Origin of the sequence: Capsulimonas corticalis, assembly GCF_003574315.2 — a bacterium.
GTDB lineage: Bacteria > Armatimonadota > Armatimonadia > Armatimonadales > Capsulimonadaceae > Capsulimonas > Capsulimonas corticalis.
Genome location: NZ_AP025739.1, coordinates 4,778,510 through 4,801,606 on the forward strand (window position 1 = coordinate 4,778,510; position 23,097 = coordinate 4,801,606).

Consider the following 23,097-nt stretch of genomic DNA (forward strand, 5'->3'; position numbering starts at 1 on the left):
ATTTCTCTCTTTGTACGATATCTCCCATTATCCCATGGCCGTTTGCGGACGGCAATAGGAAACATTATCGATCCCATGGAAGATATTGACCCGGGTGATATTCCAGGGCAAATGGGCGGGATTCCGAGCGGCGCGCGTGTGGATCAATATTTTCCATGTTTTGGCAGTGTTTTACATTGCTCGATTGTGGGCGCTCTGTGTTAAACTATACTATCAGGCTTGCCGCAACGGATGCGGATTGCTTATGACGCGTTGAAGCGTCCATCGTTTTGCGAATCGATGGACTTTTTTATTCTGCGGCTTTGGTACTTTCGCATCCACTGCGATTTACCATCTGTTTTGAGCGAGGCGCTCAGGAAGAGAACTGGTAATGAACACATCCGCGTCGGTTTGGACTTCGGCGCCGGAGCGCCACTATCGGGATTTGGCGTCGCCGGCGGCGAAAGATGTCGATCAGCTGCGCGAGGCGATCCTTCAGATCGGCCTCAGCGCGCTCTCCTCCAGCGATTCCCGCGCCCTGGTCCTGCCTCCTCCCAAACACTTTGCGCCCAAGCGGGTGGAGGGGCACAAAGATCTCCATCATCATCGGTATTTGGAGATCGGCATTGTCACGAAAGGCGAGATGACGATCTGGTGGGAGGGAAGCACCGCCCAGTGCGCCGCCGGATCCGTGTTTGTGATTCCTCCAGGCGTGCGCTACCTTCCGCATGCGGACGTTCCCGGCCGGAGCAAGACGCCGCATTCCGTCGTCTGGCTGGCGCTGCACCGGGGCTGTGCGGTGGTGCATATGTGCTCGCTGAAGGACAGCGTGCATCAGCTCAGCGAATACTATTCGTTCACCGAGGCGCAGGTGACAAATGTCGCGCGCAGCATTTCGCAGGAGCTGGCCGAGCGCTCGCCCAACTATGACACCGTCATTCGCGGTGGGCTGTTGTGCCTGTTCACCTGGCTGCAGCGCGCCCCGGTGCATCGGATTTCGCGCATGAGCGGAACGGGCAAGGATGCGAAACCCGGCGACGACGATACGTTCAGCAACCGGGTCGAGTCGTATTTCCTGTCTCACTACCATCGCCCCATCTCTCTCTCGCAAGTCGCGTCCTCCATGGGATGCAGTCCGGCGCATCTGTGCCGGCACTTTCGGGCGCTGACGGGGCAGACGCCGTTTCAGTTTCTGCGCGATGTCCGCATTGAGGCGGCGAAGCGGCTTCTGTGCTCCGAGGTTCCGATCGCCCGGGTCGCTGAGATGGTGGGTTTCGACGATCCGCTGTACTTCAGCAAGGTCTTTTCCGGACGCACCGGCGAATCGCCGCATAGCTACCGGGTGCGTTCGCGCACGAACGGCTATCAAGAACTGGCGTCCTGATCGCGGCGCGATATTTTCCACATCACAGCATCGATAGCGCGGTCTGCATATGAGAATGCCTGGCGAACAAATGCGCCAGGCATTCTTTTTGCATGCGCAGGACTGACTGCGAGGGTGGCCGCCGCGCCCTGTTTACCGTAAGCGTTTCCGTTATCTCGGACAGGATTCCTTGCCTCGAACGGTGAACAACCGAGCAGCCGCTTTCGGCTGCGTATTTCGACGACTAAGGGTTCTACGATGAAGACATTTGCTATCTCCGGTGATTCATTTACATATGGCGGCGAGCCGATTCAGATCATCTCCGGCGCACTTCACTATTTCCGTATCCTGCCGGAGCACTGGGAAGACCGCCTGTTAAAGCTCAAGGCGTGCGGTCTCAATGCGGTCGAAACGTATATGCCCTGGAACCACCATCAGCCGTCTCCCGACCAATTTTGCTTTGAGGGGATGCTCGATGTCGTTCGTTTTATCCAAATGGCCCATCAGCTCGACTTAATGGTGATCGTCCGCCCCAGCCCGTATATTTGCGCCGAATGGGAGTTTGGGGGACTGCCGGCATGGCTGCTGGCGGATCCGGGAATGCGGCTGCGCTGCATGCATCCGGCGTATCTCGTCGCCGTTGAACGGTATCACGCCGCCGTGCTGCCGCTTCTGGCGCCGCTGCAATGCACGCAGGGCGGCCCGATCATCGCGATGCAGATCGAGAACGAATATGGAAGCTATGGAAACGACCATCAGTATCTGCGTTTTCTGGAGGACAGCATCCGGGCGCACGGCGTGGATGTGCTGCTGATGACCTCCGATGGACCGACCGAACCCATGCTTCAGGGCGGAACACTGCCGCACGTTCATAAAACCGCGAACTTCGGTTCCCACCCGCTAGACGCATTCCGCACGCTGCGCAAGTATCAGCCGGGCGGCCCCATGATGTGCATGGAGTTTTGGAACGGCTGGTTCGATCATTGGGGAGCGCCGCACCATACGCGGGCGTCGGAGGACGTCGCGCCGGATCTGGATGCGCTGCTGGCGACGGGCGCCTCGGTCAATATCTATATGTTCCATGGCGGCACGAACTTCGGCTTCTCCAACGGCGCCAACTGCACGCCGGAGGCGAAGGGCGTCCAGAACTATCAGCCTACGGTGACGAGCTACGATTACGACGCCCCCTTGAACGAGGCGGGGGATCCGACGCCGAAATATGAAGCGTTCCGGAATGTGATCGGCAAGTACCGCACGCTGCCGGACATCCCGGTCCCAGGGCCGTCGCCGAAGGCGGCGTATGGCGCTGTCGAACTCACGCATCAGGCAGGACTGTTCGACAGTTTGTCCCAGATTTCTGACGGCGTCCGCCGAACCAATCCGGAAACGATGGAAGAATTGGGTCAGAATTACGGCTTCATTCTTTACCGGACGCACGTCGCGGGACCGCGTCCGGCGGAGAATTTGGTTCTTCAGGAAGTGCGAGACCGCGCCCATATTTTCGTGAACGGCGAGTTTCGCGGCGTCTTTTACCGCAACGATCTGGAGACGACGATTCCGGTGGAGATTCCCGCCGAGGGCGCGCAGCTGGACATTCTCGTCGAGAATATGGGACGCGTCAACTATGGCCCATTGATGAACGAGCGCAAGGGCGTGACCGAGGGTATACGCTTGGGCAATCAGTTCTTGTTTGGCTGGGAGATCTTTTGCCTGCCGTTGGAAGACCTTTCTTCGGTCCCGTTCACCGAAGCGACAGCCCGCGCGCTGCCGGGATTCTTCCGGGGGACGCTCCATGTGGAGACGCTAGCGGACACGTTCCTGTCGCTTCCCGGCTGGACAAAAGGCGTGGCGTTCATCAATGGCTTCAACCTCGGGCGCTACTGGAATCAGGAGCCGCATCGGGCTCTCTACGTCCCGGCGCCGCTGCTTCGCGCGGGCGCGAACGAAGTGATCCTGTTCGAACTGGAGGGAATGAAGCAGGCAATCGTCGAATTCCGAGATTCGCCGATCTAAGCGTTCAACCAAATACAACCCAATCGCCACCAAAGACGATCCTGTCGATATGTATAAAATATATATTGACAGGATTTCTCTTTGTGTATATACTTGGTCTATTCTGGCTGTTTCTGGTAACAGACGCCAACTCTTCCATGACAACCAACAGCGTGAGTCCACAGCAACTATTTTTGACAATACAGGAACGCATCGAGTCCGGCCGATACGCGCCGGGCGCGTGGCTTCCCACCGAACGCACTCTGGCGCAGGAGTTCTCCGTGGACCGCTCCGGAATCCGCAGCGCTCTCGCGCAGCTGGAGGAGAAGGGGCTGATCACGCGGGAGCCGGGCCGTCGGCCCTGGGTCACCCAGCGCGGCGAAAAGCGAAAGCGCGCCTCGGACCCGGTCCCCGCCGTCTCATCCGTGCAGCGCAGCGTCGTCGCTATTCTTCCTCAGCATCCCATGCACCCGGCGTCGCTCTTTATTCTCCACGGTCTCAACACGGCGCTGCGCAGCGGCGGCGCGCCGCCGCTGCGCTTGCAGGTGTTCGACACCAATGGCGACAGCGACAGCTCGGCCGTGGATCTGGAGAAGCAGGCGCTGGACGCCGTTTTGGATGAGAACGTCGCCGGCGTCGTCATCTGGCATATGGGCGGCGAGGATACGCTTCCTCAGCTGCGTGAACTTCAGGCGCGCGGCGTGCCGGTCGTCTTTATCGACCGCTATCCTGATGGACATTACTGCGACTATGTCGGCGTGGATAACCAGGCGAGCATCGAAGAAGCGATCACTCATCTGCGCAGCCTGGGACATCACCGGATCGCCCATCTGACGACCGATGAGCCGACGACGGCGGTTATTGAGCGCCGCGACTCGTACCTGGAGATCATGTCGGCGTCCTGGTCCGAGCCGAGGCCGGAGTGGCTGTTCGTGCTCGTGCGTAAGGACATTCGGTATGTCAAGAACGAGGCGGCGGTGCGCGCCGCCTTTGACCAGTTTTTCGGAGCCCCGGAGCCGCCGACCGCGATCATCACGATGAATGACGCGCTGGCGCATTACTTCATGCATGAGGCCGCGTCGCGCGGCAAATCCGCGCCGGCCGACTTCAGCATCATCGGCTTCGACAATGTCGAGCGCCATTCGCCGCGGCCCGCCACACTCACCACGATGCACCAGCCGTTTGACAAAATGGGACGGCGCGCGGCGAAGCTGCTGCTGGAGCGTCTCGCCAACCCCGACAAAAATCTCGAGAAGCGGCATATTTTGATGTCCGCTCCGCTTCTCGTCCGATCGACCTGTCGATCTCTGGAAAACGCCCACGCGGATTCCTGAACGCATTGCTCGCTTTGGGTTTTTAACTATGCAACATTTGATCGACAAGAAGACCTTTTCGCCGATTTTGCGCTCGCTCCTCTGGATTCTGCTGATTACCCTCGGTGTCACCATGATGGGATCGGTCGTTTCGCGCGCCGCCGAGCCGGTCAATCTCGTCATTTGGGGATTGGAGTCCAGCGAGGAGTCGAAGGACCAGGACGCAAAGATCGCCGAGTTCGAGCGCCGCAATCCGGGCATTAAGGTCTCCGCGCTCTCGATGGGCGCGGGCGCTATGAACCCGCAGAAGCTGATGACGGCGATTGTCGGCGGCGTGCCGCCGGACCTCGTTCGCCAGGACCGGTTCACCGTCGGCGACTGGGCCAGTCGCGGCGCCTTCCGCTCCCTGAACGACTTTCTCGCGGAAGACGCGGCCAGCCAAAATCCCAAGGCGATCCGGCAGGCGGATTACGTTCCGGCCACCTGGAGCGAAGTGCTTTATCAGGGCAAAACGTACGGTATTCCTCAGGATACGGACGACCGCGTTCTTTACTATAACAAGACGATGTTCCGCGCGGCGGGCCTCGATCCGGAAAAGCCGCCGCGCACCTGGAGCGAGCTAATCTACGACGCCAAGAAGCTGACCAAGCGCAACTCCGTGGGCGGCCTGGAGCAGATTGGACTGATCCCGACCTTCGGCGAAGGATGGCTTTATTTGTGGTCGTGGCAGGCCGGCGGTGAACTGCTTTCGCCCGATGGCCGCACCTGTACGCTGGCGAACCCCAGCACCGAGTACGCGCTGACGAACATCGTTAGCTGGTGGGATGCGCTGGGCGGAGTCGACACCATCAACGCCTTCTCCGGCTCGTTCCAGGGCCAGGAGCAGGACCCGCTGATGACCGGCAAGCTGGCGATGGAGGTCGGCGGCGACGGCATCATCAACTCGATCGCGCGCTACCATCCCGAGCTGGACTTCGGCGTCTGCCCCGTTCCCGTGCCCGACGACCGGTTTAACCATGTCGGCAAGTACAAAAACGAGCCGACCTATCTGACCTGGTCCGGCGGCGCCGCGTGGGTCATCCCGCAAGGCGCGAAGCATGCCCGGGAAGCATGGCGGTTTATCCAGTGGATGAACTCGGCCGAGGCGGAGCTGATCGGCAACAAAGCGCAGGCGGCTTATGTCCACGGCAAAGGACGTTTATTTGTCCCGAACCTCACGGCCAACCGAATTGCTACGGCGGCCGTCTTCGGCGCATACAAGAGTACGCTGCCGCCCAAGTTCTTAATCGCCAAGCAAACCGCGCTGGATCTGCTGCCCTACACCAAGTTCCGGCCGGTGACGTTTGTCGGCCAGCGCCTCTGGGACGAGCATGTGCGCGCCGTCGATCAATCGATCCGCCACGTGAAATCGCCGCATGACGCCCTTTTGTACGGCCAAAAGCACGTCCAGATCGAACTCGATACGGTTTACAACCGGGAATCGCACCCGGTGCTTCCGATGAAGCCGCTCGTGACGGCCATCGTCCTGATCGCAGTGATCGGTTTCGCCATTCTGGGATTGAAGATCGCGCAGTGGATGCGCTCGCAGCGCCGCGCCACCCGGGCGGAGGCGTGGGCTGGCTTCGGATTTGTGACGCCATGGATCATCGGATTTTTGGTGTTCACGCTGGGACCGATCATCGCGTCGCTGATCCTCTCATTCTGTGACTACGACGTCCTGCATCCCGCTCGGTGGGCAGGCGCGTCCAACTATGTTTCGCTGGCGACGATCGACCGCGCCTTCATCATCAAGAGCATTGGCAACGCCCTGTATTTGGCGCTGTTCGGCATCCCATTAGGAATGTGTACGAGCCTTGCGATGGCGATGCTGCTCAACACCAAGGTGAAGGGGCTGCAAATTTACCGCACGGCGTTCTACATGCCCAGCATTATCCCCGTTGTTGCGACGACCGTTCTCTGGGCGTGGATCCTCAATGGCGATCCGAACCGGGGCTTGCTCAACGCCTTCTGGCAGACCTCAATCACTCCCTGGATGCATGTGGCGCCGCCGGGATGGCTCTCGGTTCCCGCCTGGACCAAGCCCAGCTTGATCCTGATCGGCCTGTGGGGCGCGGGCGGCGGCATGATCCTGTGGCTGGCGGGCCTCCAGTCGGTGCCGGCGACGCTGTATGAGGCCGCCTCCCTGGACGGCGCCAGCAGCTGGGCGCAGTTCCGCCACATTACCTTGCCGATGCTTTCACCCTATATCTTCTTCAACTTGATCATGGGTACGATCGGCGCGCTGCAAACATTCGAGACCGCCTATATTCTCGGCAACACGGGCGGCGGAGGCGGAACAGGCCCGGACGACAGTCTGCTGGTGCCCGTCGTCTATCTCTTCAACAACGCCTTCCAATACTTCAAGATGGGGTACGCCAGCGCGCTCGCCTGGATCCTGTTCGTCATCATTCTGGGACTGACGATGGGGCAGCTGAAGATGGCGCCGCGCTGGGTGCACTACGAGACGGAAGAGAAGTAGGCGACGGCGCGTTTGAAACTGAGTGGTTGAAAAATTATGAACCTAATCGTTTGGCTGATTATCGTCGTTGCCGCTTACGCCTCCGTGGGCTTCTGGGTGGCGAACATCATTCGGGCATTCCGGCTGGGACGAACGCCGCTGGCGGCCACGCTATTGGCGCTGCCGTTGGCGGCGCTCCTCGCAAGCATGTTCCTCACGCCGGCCGTGCGGATCATCGCCTTTGAAGCGGTGCTGGCGGCGGGAACCGCGGTGCTGGCGAAAGTCTTTGCGCCCGCCGTGGACGTCGTGCCGCAAAAAGAAACGAAGACCTCGGTGCTGCACCTGGTGCTGATCTCCGGCTCGGCGCTCTTCCTGATCCCGTTCTTCTGGATGTTCATTACCTCGGTCAAGGAAGACAGTCAGATGACTCACTTCCCGCCCGAGTTTATTCCCACCCAGCAGGTCAAGATCAAGCTCGACGGTAAGGACGCCGGGCTGGTATGGATGACCAACAACGGCATGCGCGTCAAGGGCGCCGTCACCGAAACCTTTCCCGACGGCACCGAGGATGTGCGCGTCTTGAACGGCGGTCAGACGAAGCGGGTGTCCAAAGCGGACGTCACGGAGATCCGCCGCTTCGATCCGGTCTGGAAGAACTATCCGGATGCGCTCGACTTCCTGCCGGCGGAAAGCCACTATGGCCTGGTCAATCTGCAAAACACGCTGATCATCGCTCTGATGTCGGTGATCGGCACCACGCTTTCGTCGAGCCTGGTCGCCTACGGCTTCTCGCGCTTGAAATGGCCCGGCCGGGACTGGCTGTTTGGGATCGTGCTGGCGACGATGATGCTTCCGGACGCCGTCACGATGATGCCGCGCTTCCTGATCTTCCGCGACCTGCACTGGATCGACACGCTGTACCCGCTCTGGGTGCCATCGTTCTTCGCCGGCGCGTTCAATGTCTTCTTGCTGCGCCAGTTCTTCATGGGAATCCCCAAGGAGCTGGAGGACGCGGCGAAGATCGACGGGTGCAGCTACTTCACCACCTACTGGCGCGTGATGCTGCCGATGGTGAAGCCCGCGCTGGCCGCCGTCTCGATCATGACGTTCATCGGCGCCTGGAAAGACTTTATGGGCCCGCTGATCTTCATCTCGACGCCGCAGAAGATGCCGCTTTCGTATGTGCTCCAGTTGTTCAACTCATCGCACGGCGGCGAGCCGGGAATGCTGATGGCGGCCACGACGCTCGTTATGCTGCCGGTCATCGTGCTGTTCTTCTTCACGCAGCGCTACTTCATCGAAGGCGTCTCGCTGACGGGACTTGGCGGCCGATAGCTGACAGACGCTAAAAAAAGGCGCTGGGGAATTCCCCAGCGCCTTTTTTATGCGCGACGGAAAGATGCTCGTCCCGGAAACGACTGCCGTAAGCCTCGCGAAATATTCGTCGACCTGCTGTTCCTGCTCCGCGATAATGTCCGCTAGGTGTTCTGCGACTTTGTCCAATTTGTGTTAGCGCCTGTTATGGACTTTCCGCACAATAGCTATCGTTAATCGCTAGCTTGGTTGATCTCGTGGGAATCTTTTTCGAATATGTCATGTACTATCAACATGACTACTCGAAAATCATATCCCTCTGATGTTTCCGATGGCGAGAGGGCGTTCGTCGCTCCTTATTTGACGCTCATTGTTACGGATGCTCCGTAACGACAACATAGTCTGCGCGAAATCCTAGCGCCGCCATCTATGACGGCCAGACGCTCCAGTCGACTCCCGAGCGCGGCGACCACTCGGGATATGACGGTGCTAAAAAACGCAAAGGCAGTAAGATCCACATCGCCGTCGATACTCTTGGCCATCTGCTGAACCTGGCGATCACACCCGCCAACGAACAGGAACAAGCGCAAGTCTCCGAGCTGACCAAGGCAGTTCAAGAAGCGACAGGCAACACGGTGGAACTGGCGTATGTCGATCAGGGTTACACGGGCGAGGCCACTGCAAATGCCGCGAAGGAGCAGGGCGTGACGCTGAAAGTAATCAAGCGCCCAGACGCCAAACGCGGGTTTATACTGTTGCCGCGTCGTTGGGTCGTGGAAAGATCGTTTGCCTGGAAGTCGCGATTTCGTCGCTTGGTCCAAAAGAGCGGGTTTGTCGATGTTTGTCACCAGCCTTATCCCGCGATGATCGAGGGGTTCGTCGGGCGCATCGGGGTCTCTACGAGATCACGGGCGGCCGCGCTTTGCCAATCGCCGCGCAGCCGCAGGAAGCTCTCCGAGACGGATTTTAAACTGGAAGGGCTTGATTGGCTCGCCACACGGAATCCGGGCCTGGAGGCGGATCGTCGCCCCAGACCTTCATGGTAAGGAACTCCGGAAGATGCAGCGCGATCACTGTTTCCCAGAGCGTCTCCACATCGGCGAAGGTGCGCAGAGTCGGGCTCGCGCCAATCGCAGCGTACTCTGCCCGCATCTGCTGTGATTTGGCGCCGAGCCAGGCCGCCTCCTCCGCCGCCATTCGTTCGCCGATTCGGCGATCGGCCAGCCGCGCATCCAGCCCCATCGCGAAATGCGGACCCGGCGCGCCCGGCGGCGGCAGGCGGGAGATGTCCACGCAGTCGGGCTCCAGCGCCCACAGCAGGGAAGTCTCCACTTTGCCCGCGTGGTCGCCGCCGCGCCCGTCAAACCCGGACGTGTTGGCCTCGAAGTCGGGAAGCCCGTAGAGGCGGACGCCGGCGTGGGGCTGTACCAGCGACAGCAGCGTCTTCAGATCCTCCCAATTTGGCCCGTAGTGACCGGTCAGGAAGATCGCCGCGTGAAACCCCAGGGCGTCGGCCGTTCGAATATGGTAACAGACGTTTTGGAAGTGCCGCCATGGTGGCAGCGACGTCAGCCAGGACCGAGGAACTTCGCCGATGTTTTTGGCGGCCCAGCCGGCGTATCCGCTGACTTCATGAATGTGCCAGTAGTCCGGCGGCGCTACGACACCTCCGGATGCGCGCGCCGCGAGGCAGGCGACGGCGTGCGCCTTCAGCGCATCCAACCCCAGAGCGCAGTGCGGCCCATGCGGCTCGCAAAGCCCTTGCGGAAAATAGACGACCGGGCAGGCCGTGAACGCCGCCTCCAACTCGTCCGGAAACATTCGCTCCCAACGGACTTCTCGGCGTGACATCATCGCGTTTCCTTCATCGTCTTCTTGGTGTGGGGAGTTTTCAAATCTCGGCTGCTGGGAAATGGGAACGATCTTGATGCCAGGCGACGCCGCCTGTGAGCTGCCGGCGCACCGGATCGGTTTGCCGGTCCGCGAACTCCGGCGTGATTTCGTATCCCTGCTCCCATTGCTTCATCCAGGCGTGCTTGTAAAGGATCATGATAAGCCGTCGCGGCAGGTCGCCGGTCAGGGGCGAGTTGGTGTGCCAGATCTCGGTGTTGTTGATCAGGCACGAACCGGCGGGCCCGGTGACTCCGATCTGTCCGGGGATAAACTTCGGCTGGCCGTTTGCCTCGTTCATCTCCGGAGGACAAGCGCGGTCGTTGCGATGAGTTCCCGGCAGGAGCGTGAAGGGGCCGGTATCCTCGCGAACATCGCTCAGGAAATAGGTGCAGCGCAGCCAGAAGTTCTGACGTGGGTACGGAATATCTGTCATCCACTGAAAATCGTTGTGCCAGGAGATATAGGCGGGAGTGCGCGGCAGCTTGTGGTCCAGTTCTCCTCCTGACGCCAGCTCGATGTCGGCACCAATGACGGCGCGGGCGATGGGAAATGTCGTCGGCAAATCCATCAGGGTTTCGAATGCTGGATCGCGTTCCAGAATGCGCGGTGTCTCCACGCGCGTCGCCCCCGGCGCGAGCGGAGTGCGCGCGAGCTGGGCGTCATAGGCGATGGAAAGTGTGGCGACCTGCGAGGAAGTCAGCGCGTCTTCCATCAATACGTAACCATCCCGCCGTATCAGGGCGACAATCTCGTCCCGCGGCGTTTTCGGCGTCACTCGGTTCATCGGCGGCGTCTCCATAAAAACAGCGATGCTCCATGGTACACTGTGCAGGCGTGATGGGCCATTCCCGTAACAGCAAAGGGGCATATCTCTTTTGACAAACTCATTCGTTTCTGGTGAAATCCGTCGCGTTTACGTAACGCTTGGCGCAGTTGCAGGCGATGCGCCGGCGCCCGTCGGAGACGCGTTCCAGCGGATCATCGCGGTAGAGGAGGTTTGTCCTCCTGGCGCGGTCTATACGCCGCCGCCGCTGGAATGGCTCACGTTGTTTGGAACGCTACACGGCCACGCCATGACTCACATCGGCGCGCATACGCTGACGCATCAGGCAGGTTCTTTGATCGCCGTCGCTTCCGGTAGTCAGATCATCGAGCACGTGGACGCGCGCCTGCCTTGGCGAGTTCGGTACTTGCTGCTGACGGGATCGTGGGCGGATCAAATGGACGATTGGCTGCGGCGGAAAGAGCCCTGCGCCGCTATCGAAGCCTCCGCCGCGCGGAATGGGCGTCTCCTGTGCGAGATGGTCGATCTGGCGCTGACGCAGGAGGACGGCTGGCGGTGGGTGTTTGTGAGTCGCTGCGCCGAACTTTGGGGCGCATTGTATTCTGATCGCTCCGACGCTCTCGGGGCGTCTCTCCTCACGCAGGTTGGCTTGATACTCGATGAAGCTCCGGCAGAGCGGCTGACGGTGGCGCAGATCGCGGCGCGTGTGCATCTGACGCCCAGGCAGTTGATCTATCGCTTTCAAAATGCAGCAGGCGAACCTCTGGCGCAATGGACTCGACGACGGCGAGTTGCGGCGGCGCGGCGTCTCCTGAGCCAGGGCTATTCGGTGACGACCGTCGCCGAACGGCTTGGTTTCGCCAATCCCTATCACTTTTCACGCGCATTCAAGGCTGTCACCGGAGCCACGCCTTCCCATGTTCGCGAAGACGCACTGCGGGGATCCCTGCATGCCTGCGCATCGGAGCTTGATTCAGGAAGATCCGATGTTACCTCGGAGCAGTAACACCAAGCCTTGCAAAATATTCATTGACCTGCTTGACAGGGCGGGCTGAGCTTGTTATAATAGCGACGTGATGAACTTGGTTAATCACTACTGTAGGGAGTTTTGGTGTATTTGTTTCAGTTGCATCACAGTATGATGGGCAATGAAAAGGAGCAACGTAAGCGAAATGAAGCTGACAGTCAAAAAAATTGCGCCCGTCTGTCTGGGCGTCATGGCCGCCGCCGGGATGATGCTGACATCGACGACGAAAGCGAACGCCTGGTCATGGGTGGACAGCAGCCGATGGGACACCTGGAGCAATGGAGGCTATTGGGTACAGCAGGATATTTGGGGAACATCGACAGTCGGCCAAACAATCTACGCAAACTCGTATTCGAACTGGCAGGTCACAGCCAATTACAGCGGCGGCGGCATTAAGTCTTATCCCGCCGTCGGACGAACGATCAACAAATCACTCAGTTCCCTTGGGTCGCTGGTGAGCTGGTATTCGGCGTCCAACCCCGGCGGCTCTTCTTATGACAACGCCTACGATATTTGGCTCAATGGGAGCGGCTATGAAGTCATGATCTGGCAATCCTGGAACGGCACACAGCCGATCGCCAGTTCGTATAACGCGCAGGGCGTGGCGAACGCCACCGTCTGGAATGTCAACATTGGCGGAACGACGTACAATTTCTACCAGCGAGGAACGGTGTTCAGTTTCCTGCGAACAAGCCAATCGAGCTCCTCGTGGACCGATATCCGCGCGGTGCTGCAGTATTTGAACAACAACCATTGGTTTAATAACCCGACGGTTACGAATGTGCAGTTCGGATGGGAAATCATCAGCACGGGCGGCAGCAAAACGTATGCACTGAATGGCTATTATTGCAATTTTAGCTAATACGGCGTCCTCGTTTTCGCAGCAAGACGATCCAGGCCCGCGTGCGGGCGGGAGAGGCGGGACAATGGATAGTCCCGCCTCCTCAATTCGGCAACTTTGACGGATAAATGATCGGGACGATGTGGTCTGCCCAGATCGTCGCCACCGCCTCGCTTCCCAGCGCGCTGGGGTGGACATGGTCCAAGCCGATGGCCTCCGGATGACTGAGCGTATACTGATAAAGCTCGCCCGAAGGATCCGCGTCGAAAACCGAGCCGGGATGCTTGGCGGCCTCTTGCTCGACAATCGCGGCGATGGCGCTCCGGTATCCGCTGAGCCTTTGGACGCCTTCCGTCGTATGATTGCGCCCCTGCGCCATGATATACGGCGGACTTTGCAGAATGACCCGATATCCATTGTCCGTCAGTTCATCCACGATTTTTTCAAGTTGCACTTGGTATGTCCCGGGACTGAACGCGCCATAGTGTTCCGAAGAGTCATTGATGCCCAGCGCGACGAACACCCAGGGATAAGTCCGCGCTGGGGCGCTTGCTTCCGCCGCGCGCAGTAGCTTACCGTCTGGACGCCAGTTGAACGTATTCGTTCCGCCGGCGCCGCGATTTTTGATCCGTACCTCCATCTTCCCCGACAGACGTTCCTGAAGAAGTTTGCCAAGCTGTTTTCCTGCGGGAGCGGCGTGTTTTGCGTTCGGCGCGAGCTGGACCAGCCAGGAGTCGCCGATCAGTAAAACGCCCGTGGAAGGGATTGTCGTGTCCGCCGCCAAATGATGGATCGGCGTGGCGAGCGATGCGAAGATGGCTCCGAAGGCAAGAACATTATGGAATATCATCAAAATCCTCAAACTGAACATGCGAAAATGTTCGGTTATGCGTCAATATGAACTCAAGATACCCGACTGGAAAGGCGTCACACACGTTATGCTGATACAAGGACCGGAACGAAGCCGTTCCCTTCGCGTCGAGAACCTCCAGAGCGATCTTGTGGTGGTCGGCGGCGGACTGGCGGGAGTCTGCTGCGCGATCACGGCGGCGCGTGCCGGAACGCGCGTTACGCTGGCGCAGGATCGTCCGGTGCTGGGCGGCAATGCGTCGAGCGAGGTGCGGCTCTGGACCCTCGGCGCGACCAGCCATATGATCAATAATAACCGATGGGCGCGCGAAGGCGGCTTGATCGATGAGATCCTGGTGGAAAATCTATTTCGGAACCCGGAAGGCAATCCGCTGCTGTTCGACGCGCTGCTGCTGGAGAAGACGATCGCGGAGCCCAATATCACGCTGCTGCTGAACACGGCGGTCCATGAGGCCGAAACTTCGGAGGATGGGGCAATCACGAAGGTCGCCGCGTTCTGCTCGCAGAACGCGACCCGCTATGTGCTGTCCGCCCCCCTGTTCGTGGACGCTTCCGGCGACGGCGTGGTCGGATTTCTCGCCGGCGCCGCGTTTCGCATGGGCGCGGAGGCGACATCGGAGTTCGGCGAAAAGTTCGCGCCGAGCCGGGAATATGGCGAGCTGCTGGGACACTCGCTTTATTTCTACAGTAAAGACGCCGGCAAGCCCGTTCGGTATGTTCCGCCGGCCTTCGCGCTCGCCGACGTCGAAACCGCGATTCCCCGGTTTCGCTCGCTGAACGCCCAGAGCTACGGCTGCCGTCTCTGGTGGTTCGAATGGGGCGGGCGGCTGGACACAGTGCACGACACCGAAAAGATCAAGTGGGAGCTTTGGAAAGTCGTCTACGGCGTCTGGGACTATATCAAAAACTCGGGCAAGTTTCCGGAAGCCGAAAACCTCACGTTGGAATGGGTAGGTCACATCCCCGGCAAGCGCGAAAGCCGCCGCTTTGAAGGCGATTATATGCTGCGCCAGCAGGACATCGTGGAGCAGAGGGAGTTTGACGATGTGGTCGCGTTCGGCGGCTGGAGCATCGATTTGCATCCCGCCGATGGGATCTTCAGCGAGCATCCCGGCTGCAATCAGTGGCACTCCAAAGGGATCTTCGGCATCCCATATCGATCGTACTACTCTCGCAACGTCCCGAATCTCTTCCTCGCCGGCCGCATTATCTCCGCCAGCCATGTGGCCTTTGGGTCGACGCGCGTGATGGCGACCTGCGCCCATGGCGCGCAGGCGGTCGGCGCGGCGGCCGCGATCTGCGCGCGCGAAGGCTTGCAGCCGCGCGATATGACCACACCAGCGCGCATGACCGAGCTTCAGCGCGATCTGCTGCGCGCCGGACAGCATCTGCCTGGCCGGCGTTTGCGGGATGACGCCGACCTGGTCCAAAGGGCGTCGATCGCGGCGACCAGCCGGCTTCGGCTGGAATCCTTTCCGCCGGATGGTCCGTTATTGCCGCTGAAAGAGTCCTGGGCGATGCTGCTGCCGGCGGAGGCCGGTCCCGCGCCGTCCGCGACGTTTTGGGTGGATGTCGATGAACCGGGCGCCGTGCTGGATGCGGAGCTTCGCGTGAGCTCGCGTTCCGGCAGCCACACGCCGGATACAACGCTGGATCGGCGGCGCGTCACGCTTTCCCCAGGCCGCGGCCAGTCCGTGACGTTCGAGTTCGACGCGCGCATTTCCGAACCCGGGTATCTCTTCGTGTGCTTGATGCATAACGATCGGGTGCAGGTCCGATGCACCGAGCATCGCGTGACCGGCGTGATGTCGGTCTGCCGCTGGTACAATCCGGCGTCCGGCGAAGAGGCCGCTCAGACGCCGCCCCGCGATATCGGGGTGGACGCGTTCGAATTCTGGACTCCTCGCCGGCGTCCGAACGGGCAGAACCTCGCCGTGACGCTGGGGCGGAGGGTAGACGTGTTTGGACCGGATAACCTGATCAATGGCGTGCAGCGTCCAACGACGCAGCCCAACGCCTGGGTCGCCGACACCGTCGACCCGTCACCGGAGCTCACTTTCACATGGGACGCGCCGCAGACCATCGGGCGCATCGAGCTGTTCTTCGACACGGACTACGATCACGCGATGGAATCCGTCCTGATGGGCCATCCTGAAAGCGTGACGCCGTTTTGCGTGCGCGCTTATACGCTCCGCGATTCGCAGGGGCGGGTGCTGGCCGAGCGGTTGGACAACCATCAGACCCGCAATACCATCTTGCTGGAGCCGCCCGTCCATACGGACCGTCTGACGCTGGAAGTCGAACACCCAAGCGCATCGGTCCCGGCGTCGGTTTTTGAGATCCGCGCCTACGAACGCTGAAGGTGATATTTATCCCGGAAATGTATGCTTTTGTGTCCTGTTCAGCGACGCGGACGGATGATACAATAGGAGCATATGAAACACATAAAAACGTTTAACTCTGTCGTGATTCTGGCGACTCTGGCGGGCGCGGGGTCGGCGACGCCGAAGATCGCGCCGAAAGTCCAGTCGTTTCCATTGACGGGTGTGCGTCTTCTGGACGGTCCGTTCCAGCACGCGCAAAAACTCGATCGGGATTATCTGCTGGCGCTGGACCCGGACCGGCTGCTCCACAACTTCCGCACGAACGCCGGTCTCGCGGCGAAGGCGCCGATCTATGGCGGCTGGGAAAGCGCGGGCGTCGCCGGGCACACCTTCGGGCACTATCTGTCCGCGATGTCCATGATGTATCAGTCCACGGGTGATGCGCGCCTCAAGCAGAAGATCGATTACTGCGTCGATGAGATCGCGCTGTGCCAGGAAAAAAGCGGCGACGGGTATGTGAGCGCCATCCCCGACGGGCGCGCGATGTTCAACGATGTCAAAGCCGGTCATGGCGACGGTGTGCATCGCGGCTGGGTGCCGTGGTACACCATGCACAAGCTCTTCGCCGGCCTGCGCGACGCGTATCAGCTTGCAGGCAATCCAAAGGCGAAAACCTGTCTGATCAAGCTCTCGGATTGGGCGATCGGCGTCACCAGGAACCTCAGCGACGAACAGTGGGCGATCATGCTGACGCAGGAACACGGCGGCATGAATGAGACGCTCGCCGACGTGTACGCCATCACCGGCGAGCAGAAGTATCTCGATTTGGCGCACAAGTTCTCCCAGCGCGCCCTGCTCGATCCGATGAGCGAGCGCAAGGACATTCTGGACGGCTGGCACGCCAACACGCAGATCCCCAAGGTCATTGGCTTCGAGCGCATCTACGAGCTGACCGGCGACCCCAGGTATGGCGGCGCCGCCCATTTCTTTTGGGAGACCGTCATTCAGAACCGCACCTTCGCCATCGGCGGTAACTCCGATCACGAGCACTTCTTCGATCCCGCCGATACGAAAGATCACCTCTCGGGTGAGACAGCCGAGAACTGCAACGTTTACAACATGCTCAAGCTGACGCGCGATTTCTACGAAGTCGATCCGTCGGAGGCGTGGATGGAGTATTACGAGCGGGCGCTCTTCAATCAGATCTTGAGCTCTCAGGATCCCGTCAAAGGCGGCTTCAACTATCTCAATTCCCTCAAGCCCGGCGGTTTCAAGGTCTATTCCAATCCCACGACGGCGTTCTGGTGCTGTGTTGGCACGGGAATGGAGAACCACGCAAAGTACGGCGACACGATCTATTTCCATGATGACAGCACGCTGTTCGTCAACCTGTTCATCGCCTCGCGCGTGCGCTGGGCAGCGAAGGGTCTCACTCTCACGCAAAATACGCGCTTCCCCGACGCCGATACGACGGAGCTGAAAGTCGCCGCCGCGAAGCCCACGGCGTTCACACTCAAACTGCGTGAGCCGGCGTGGACGACGGGCGCGTCACTCAGTGTCAACGGCAAGCCGCAAAAACTCACCCACGGACCCGGCGGCTACACCAGCATCGCGCGCACCTGGAAGAATGGCGATGTCGTCACATGGCGCATGCCGATGCATCTCCAATCCGAACCGCTCCACGACAGCCCCCGCCAGCGCGCCATCCTCTACGGCCCGATCGTCCTCGCGGGCGATATGGGACGCGAAGGCATGGACCGGATCAGCGACTATGTGGACGACCAGACGATCGACTCCAACTTTCCCGCGCCGGCCGCCCCCGCGATGGTCTCCAATATCGATTGGAATACGTCGACGGCTTGGACGAAGAATATTCATCGCGCCCCCGGATCTAGCCTGGCGTTCGAGGCGCGCGGCATCGGACAGAATACTTCCGGACAGGAAACACGCATTAAGCTGATCCCATTCTCCCGCGCCCAGCACATCCGTTACAACGTCTATTGGGACATCGAAACGCCATCCGATTGGCAGGCGAAGCGGGACGCGCTCGACGTGGAAGAGCGGCGGCAGCGCGATCTGGCCGCGCGGACACTGGATGAATTCCGGCCTAACGAGCAGCAATCGGAAACCGATCATGGCCTGGCGGGCGAAAAGACCGAAGCCGGCAACGCCCTCGGACGCAAGTATCGCCACGCCACCGATGGCGGCTACTTCGAGTTCCATCTGAAGACCGATCCCACGGTGGACAATGAGCTGGTGGTCACGTACTGGGGCAGCGAAAGCGGCAATCGCGTGTTCGACCTCCTCGTGGACGGCCAGACTATCGCCAGCCAGATACTGCTGGACAATAAACCCAACGAGTTCTTCGACAAATCCTACGCCATCCCAAGCGCATTGACGCACGGCAAGCGCACCGTCACCGTCCGCTTCGCCGCGCACCCCGGCGCGATGGCCGGAGGAATCTTCGGCGTCCGCATGGTGAAGGCAAGCGCGGACCGGTAAATAAGTTGGGTGCCCAGATAGTCCTCCGCGTCCGTTGACAAAGAATATCGCGTATGATATGATGTTGTCATGAAGTCATATGATCGTACGCGTTTATGCGTCAGTGTTAGACGCGCCCTCTGGGCGCTCGCCGCATCTGTTTGCCTGGTTATTGGAGGCGTGGGACATGCGGCGCGGGCAGGCGCCGTGTTTTCGCGCGCGTTTGCGCCGAGTGACGGGGTGGTCTCGCCTGCGGAGAAGCCGTACCGGGACGAGATTTGTTTGAACGGGCGCTGGCGTTTTGAGCCGGTTCCCGTTCCCGCCGGTTATCCGCGCGACACCGGCGTTCCCCCGGAACTGCCGCCGCCGTCGGATGACGACTGGGATCCTACTCCCATCAAAATTCCCTCGCCCTGGAATGTAAACACATGGGGCAACGGTCGAAATGTCGGGGCGGGGACAGATCGGCCGTATCAGCCCAGCTCGCTTTACTATCCCAGCTATCCCGAATCGTGGGACCATGCGGAAATGGGATGGCTGCGGCGCAGCTTCACGGTTCCCGCGTCGTGGCGGGACAAGCGCGTGACGCTGCACTTTGAGGCGGTGGCGGGCGAGTGCGAGGTTCGGGTGAACGGGCGCAGCGCTGGGCGTCACTTTGACGATTTCCTGCCGTTTGATGTCGATGTGACCGATCTTATTCGGCGCGGCGGGTCCAACGAATTGCTGGTCGGCGTCCGATCGCAAAACCTCTTCAACCACCGCAGCGCGAAATATCCCAACTTCCTCAAGCCCTATCCACATGGCTCGTCCCTCGACGGCATTGTGGGAATCTGGCAGGATGTCTCGCTGGTCGCACTTCCGACCGTCCGGATTTCGGAAACGTTCGTGCAGCCGCTGGTCGACAAGAATACTCTCCTCGTGCAGGCGACCGTGCGAAACGACACCGGGCTGGCGCAGCATATTCGGGTGGGAGGCAATGTCCGCCCCTGGATCAATCTGGCCGGCAAGGATGTTCTTTCGGCGCCGGAGCCGAAGTCGCGGCTGGGGGAGCCCGTACTCGCGGTCCCGGATGTCTCGGTCGATATCCCCGCCCATTCCCAACAAATCGTCACATGGAAAACGCTCGTCAACGGCAGGCTGAGCTTCTGGACCCCGGATACGCCCAGGCTCTACGGTCTGGTGCTCAGGGCGGCGCGGCGGGGGCAAACGGCCGACGCCCAGTACACGCGCTTTGGATGGCGTCAGCTCAAAATCCATGGGCGCGATCTTCTGCTCAATGGCGGGAAGATCCAGTTGACGGGGGATCTTTCGCATCCATTCGGGCCGTTCATGATGTCGCGCCGCTTTGTCTACGCCTGGTTTACCATGATCAAGGGGTTCGGCGGAAACGCCGTCCGTCCCCACGCCCAGCCTTATCCGCGATATTACATGGACATGGCCGACGAGATGGGGGTGATGGTGCTCGACGAAACGGGGATCTTCGGCAGCGCCATCGCTTTGAATTTGGAGGATCCGGCGGCGTGGCCCCGGTTTGAGGCCGAGTACCATGGGCTGATCCAGCGCGACCGCAACCACCCATCGGTCTTCGGCTGGAGCGTCGGCAACGAGATGTTCGCGGTCTTCGGCCAGGCTTCCCAGGAGGATCGGGGCGCCTACCGGACCCGGCTCGCCGCTCTTGCCCGGACTTCCACACAGCTCGATCCGACGCGGCCGTGGGAATCGTGCGACGGCGACAAAGATCTGGAGGGCGGCATTCCGACCTGGAGCGCGCACTTCGGCCATGGACTCTGGACACAAAACCTGCCGCCGGTGTCGGTCGATAAACCGCGCATGGTGGGCGAATCCGGCGGCACGTACTATGCGCGTCCGGAGCAGCTCGCCGTTTTCAACGGCGACCGCGCCTATGAGAGCTACGCCGGCCGCAATGAAGCGCTGGGGATCGACGTCTATCAGAACGTCGTCCAAATGGCGCGTCCCTCTCTGACGTTTTACTCCGCCAGTGAGACCGTGTGGTTCGGCCTGGAGCATCTTAACCTTGGCTACCATGACTACGCAAGGCTGCCGAATGCAAGCGACGGCATTACCTTCGGCTCCTATGTGGAGGGGCGGCCCGGCATGCAGCTGGAGCGTATTCCGCCGTATGTCACTACGCTCAACCCTGGCTGGGATCCGTCGCTGCCGCTGTACAAGCCGCTCGCCATGTTCGAGGGGATGAAGGCCGCTCTGCACCGGCCGTCGCCAACGCCTGGATCGTGGGATCATCCATCGCCGCAGCCGGCGCGATCGGCGCCGCCCGCGCCGGCGCAAACGGTGGTCGTGTTCGCTGGCGACCGCAGCGGCGATCTTTATCAGCGCTTGAACCTCCTCGGAACGCCGTTTGCGTCGAATGACGCCGACGCGGCCAGGGCGATGACTCTGATTGTGGACGGGCAGGCCCTGAAATCCGAAGACGTGGCGGCGATCCAGCAGCAAATCCACGCCGTCACCGCGCGCGGCGGAGCGGCGATTGTGATGATCCGGGATCAGAGCGCCCCGATGGATCTGATCGGCAAACTGCTGCCGGCGCCCATCGCCGCCACATCGCGCCAGTCGACCATGCTTGATATCCATCATGGCGGCCCCTGGGTCGATTCCTTCGGTCTGCCGGACACGTACTTCGCCGAAAACTCCGTGGATAAGCATATCACGAAGTGCGGCCTTGGCGGCGCCTTTGTCGACGGGGGATCGACGCTGCTCAGCGCCAGCAATACCGACTGGTCGCTCTTTAATAACGTGCCCGAAGTCGCGAAGTGCGGCGCCGTCGTGCTGTACGAGCATCTCCTCAAACCGAGCGGCGCGGCGCTGGTCACGCGGAAGATGGGGGCGGGGACAATCGCCGTCTCGGCGATCGATTACGAGCCGACGGCGGACGCCTACCTCCAATTCTGGCGCCGCCTGCTCTCCAACATCGGCGTCCAAATGCAGCCCGTGCGTCAGAAGTGGCTCGTCCCCACCGCCTTCCAGGGCGACAATGGGGCGACCTGGCGATACACGACCGACAAACCGGCGGACGACTGGATCTCACCGGATTTCGACTCCGGCGCCTGGAAGAGCGGCTCCTCGGGCTTTGGCGACGACGTTCCCGGCGCCAAGCCGCGCACTCCGTGGAATACCGGCGATATCTGGCTGCGCGCCGAGTTCTCGGCGACCCCTGAGGAGCTGGCGAATGTCAATCTGCTGGTCCATCACGACGAGGACTTGGAAGTCTACGTGAACGGGACGCGTATCTACCAGGCCAGCGGGTTCATCACCCAGTACCAGCCGATCACGCTGACGGCTGAGGAGCGCAAGGCGTTCCACCCTGGGCGTAACGTGGTGGCGGCGCACTGCCATCAAACGGCCGGCGGACAGTATGTGGACGTGGGGATTGTTTCCGGCGCGGTCATTTCCTCGGGGGCAGCCGCTCCGGGGCATGACCTGCTGCTGAACGGGCCGAAAGATCAGTAGCGGCAATGGTCGAGCCGCGCAGTAAAAAGATCGCTCAGCCGATTGGCTGAGCGATCTTTTTTGAGCCGTGCATTCGCACCGCCGAATGCGGCTACGGTGTAGTCGGTTTGATCAGATACCAGTAGTAGGGGCTCCCGCCGGGGTAGGCGGGCGTCGGCTTCGCGGTGTTCTTCATAAACTTCACATGGCCGTCGTACCAGGCGATGTTCAGCCCGTCGGTGTGCCGCTTGTCGATATAGCCCGTAGTGGTTGCGCGTCCATAGGTGGGTGCGCCCATCGTCCATCCGTTGCCGTAATAGGTATTGGTGGCGATGTCTTCAAACTGCGCGCCCCAGATATTGGTGGTGGGAACGCCGTCCATGATCAAGATCGTGTCCGAGGGATCCGAGACGCCGGCGCCGGTTGGGCCGGCGGAGTTGTCGCTGCCGCCGGGCGGCACTCCGATCGCGCTATTGCCGGTGGTGGTGACGAAGACGACATTGTAGCCGTAATCCGTTCCGTGAGCGCAGACATCGGGGTTGGAGGCACAGTTCGAGAGGAAGTCCTGGCCGGGGTGGGGAGCCACATCGGGGCAGGTATAGATGGCGGCGCTCTTCGTGTAGGGATAGAGCATCTCCGGCCACATCATGCGGCCGATAAACGGGTTGCCGAAATCGTGCCCGGCCCCTGTGTAAAACTCGTCGTTGTCCTGAGCGTATTGCAGTTCGGCCAGGCCGATCTGCTTGAGATTGGAAGCGCAGCTGATCTGCCGAGCCTTTTCGCGGGCCTTCGCGAAGACGGGAAAAAGGATTGCGGCAAGGATTGCGATGATTGCTATGACAACTAGCAATTCAATTAAAGTGAAACCCTGCGTGTTCTTGGCTGGGCTGTGTATCATGGGAACCTCCTTTAGGATCGCATCGTGACGATGGTCTTGTTTCGTCACACGGAATG

The 23,097-nt window shown here is 60.6% G+C and carries 14 protein-coding genes and 1 pseudogene; 11 read left to right on the top strand and 4 right to left on the bottom strand.

What is annotated here, in order from left to right; translation table 11 throughout:
- The first annotated feature begins 370 nt into the window (after positions 1–370).
- The 6 genes and pseudogenes from D5261_RS20525 to D5261_RS20550 form a co-directional block, all read left to right on the top strand.
- Positions 371–1,363 carry an AraC family transcriptional regulator gene (locus D5261_RS20525; RefSeq protein ID WP_119325032.1) on the top strand — a complete coding sequence of 331 codons (993 nt, stop codon included), beginning with the start codon at positions 371–373 and terminating at the stop codon, positions 1,361–1,363.
- A 237-nt stretch (positions 1,364–1,600) separates the two neighbouring features.
- Positions 1,601–3,355 (top strand): glycoside hydrolase family 35 protein, encoded by a 1,755-nt coding sequence (locus tag D5261_RS20530; protein ID WP_119325031.1) that lies wholly within the window; start codon positions 1,601–1,603, stop codon positions 3,353–3,355.
- 173 nt (positions 3,356–3,528) lie between these two features.
- Entirely contained in the window at positions 3,529–4,668 is a 1,140-nt protein-coding gene (locus D5261_RS20535; protein ID WP_165864664.1) for a GntR family transcriptional regulator, read from the top strand.
- Between the two features lie 28 nt (positions 4,669–4,696).
- Positions 4,697–7,165 carry an extracellular solute-binding protein gene (locus D5261_RS20540; protein WP_119325029.1) on the top strand — a complete coding sequence of 823 codons (2,469 nt, stop codon included), beginning with the start codon at positions 4,697–4,699 and terminating at the stop codon, positions 7,163–7,165.
- A 36-nt stretch (positions 7,166–7,201) separates the two neighbouring features.
- Positions 7,202–8,479 (top strand): carbohydrate ABC transporter permease, encoded by a 1,278-nt coding sequence (locus tag D5261_RS20545; protein WP_119325028.1) that lies wholly within the window; start codon positions 7,202–7,204, stop codon positions 8,477–8,479.
- Between the two features lie 386 nt (positions 8,480–8,865).
- Positions 8,866–9,273 (top strand): annotated as a pseudogene (locus D5261_RS20550) (transposase); the annotation flags it as partial.
- Between the two features lie 151 nt (positions 9,274–9,424).
- Here the strand turns inward: D5261_RS20550 and D5261_RS20555 are convergent.
- Together D5261_RS20555 and D5261_RS20560 are read right to left on the bottom strand one after the other, a co-directional pair.
- Positions 9,425–10,312, bottom strand: a complete 888-nt coding sequence (locus tag D5261_RS20555; protein ID WP_119325027.1) for a creatininase family protein — start codon at positions 10,310–10,312, stop codon at positions 9,425–9,427.
- Positions 10,313–10,349: 37 nt separating this feature from the next.
- Positions 10,350–11,135 carry a phytanoyl-CoA dioxygenase family protein gene (locus tag D5261_RS20560; RefSeq protein ID WP_165864663.1) on the bottom strand — a complete coding sequence of 262 codons (786 nt, stop codon included), beginning with the start codon at positions 11,133–11,135 and terminating at the stop codon, positions 10,350–10,352.
- Positions 11,136–11,226: 91 nt separating this feature from the next.
- Here D5261_RS20560 and D5261_RS20565 point away from each other — a divergent pair, with 91 nt between their 5' ends.
- Positions 11,227–12,141: a helix-turn-helix domain-containing protein gene (locus tag D5261_RS20565; RefSeq protein WP_119325025.1), complete on the top strand. Its 915-nt coding sequence runs from the start codon at positions 11,227–11,229 to the stop codon at positions 12,139–12,141.
- 166 nt (positions 12,142–12,307) lie between these two features.
- Positions 12,308–13,024, top strand: a complete 717-nt coding sequence (locus tag D5261_RS20570; protein ID WP_119325024.1) for a glycoside hydrolase family 12 protein — start codon at positions 12,308–12,310, stop codon at positions 13,022–13,024.
- Positions 13,025–13,106: 82 nt separating this feature from the next.
- On the opposite strand, the gene D5261_RS20575 is transcribed toward D5261_RS20570, so the two are convergent.
- Positions 13,107–13,853, bottom strand: coding sequence for an SGNH/GDSL hydrolase family protein (locus D5261_RS20575; protein ID WP_165864662.1), 747 nt, complete (start codon positions 13,851–13,853; stop codon positions 13,107–13,109).
- A gap of 37 nt (positions 13,854–13,890) precedes the next feature.
- Between D5261_RS20575 and D5261_RS20580 the strand changes: the two genes are divergently transcribed.
- From D5261_RS20580 to D5261_RS20590, 3 genes are all read left to right on the top strand, one after another.
- Complete coding sequence (locus D5261_RS20580) at positions 13,891–16,233, top strand: FAD-dependent oxidoreductase (protein WP_119325022.1); 2,343 nt, start codon at positions 13,891–13,893, stop codon at positions 16,231–16,233.
- 75 nt (positions 16,234–16,308) lie between these two features.
- The gene (locus D5261_RS20585; protein ID WP_119325021.1) at positions 16,309–18,699 is read left to right on the top strand and encodes a glycoside hydrolase family 127 protein; all 2,391 of its coding nucleotides are present in this window, start codon (positions 16,309–16,311) and stop codon (positions 18,697–18,699) included.
- Positions 18,700–18,768: 69 nt separating this feature from the next.
- Complete coding sequence (locus D5261_RS20590) at positions 18,769–22,164, top strand: glycoside hydrolase family 2 protein (protein ID WP_119325020.1); 3,396 nt, start codon at positions 18,769–18,771, stop codon at positions 22,162–22,164.
- A 91-nt stretch (positions 22,165–22,255) separates the two neighbouring features.
- Here the strand turns inward: D5261_RS20590 and D5261_RS20595 are convergent, their stop codons facing one another.
- On the bottom strand, positions 22,256–23,041 hold the full coding sequence (locus tag D5261_RS20595; protein WP_119325019.1) for a DUF1559 family PulG-like putative transporter: 786 nt from the start codon (positions 23,039–23,041) through the stop codon (positions 22,256–22,258).
- Positions 23,042–23,097: the final 56 nt, after the last annotated feature.

Bases quoted from the DNA above. Each gene is read 5' to 3' on its own strand.
- D5261_RS20525 (WP_119325032.1), top strand. From the start codon at position 371: ATGAACACATCCGCGTCGGTTTGGACTTCGGCGCCGGAGCGCCACTAT.
- D5261_RS20530 (WP_119325031.1), top strand. From the start codon at position 1,601: ATGAAGACATTTGCTATCTCCGGTGATTCATTTACATATGGCGGCGAG.
- D5261_RS20540 (WP_119325029.1), top strand. From the start codon at position 4,697: ATGCAACATTTGATCGACAAGAAGACCTTTTCGCCGATTTTGCGCTCG.
- D5261_RS20545 (WP_119325028.1), top strand. From the start codon at position 7,202: ATGAACCTAATCGTTTGGCTGATTATCGTCGTTGCCGCTTACGCCTCC.
- D5261_RS20555 (WP_119325027.1), bottom strand. From the start codon at position 10,312: ATGATGTCACGCCGAGAAGTCCGTTGGGAGCGAATGTTTCCGGACGAG.
- D5261_RS20560 (WP_165864663.1), bottom strand. From the start codon at position 11,135: ATGAACCGAGTGACGCCGAAAACGCCGCGGGACGAGATTGTCGCCCTG.
- D5261_RS20570 (WP_119325024.1), top strand. From the start codon at position 12,308: ATGAAGCTGACAGTCAAAAAAATTGCGCCCGTCTGTCTGGGCGTCATG.
- D5261_RS20575 (WP_165864662.1), bottom strand. From the start codon at position 13,853: ATGATATTCCATAATGTTCTTGCCTTCGGAGCCATCTTCGCATCGCTC.
- D5261_RS20580 (WP_119325022.1), top strand. From the start codon at position 13,891: ATGCGTCAATATGAACTCAAGATACCCGACTGGAAAGGCGTCACACAC.
- D5261_RS20585 (WP_119325021.1), top strand. From the start codon at position 16,309: ATGAAACACATAAAAACGTTTAACTCTGTCGTGATTCTGGCGACTCTG.
- D5261_RS20590 (WP_119325020.1), top strand. From the start codon at position 18,769: ATGAAGTCATATGATCGTACGCGTTTATGCGTCAGTGTTAGACGCGCC.
- D5261_RS20595 (WP_119325019.1), bottom strand. From the start codon at position 23,041: ATGATACACAGCCCAGCCAAGAACACGCAGGGTTTCACTTTAATTGAA.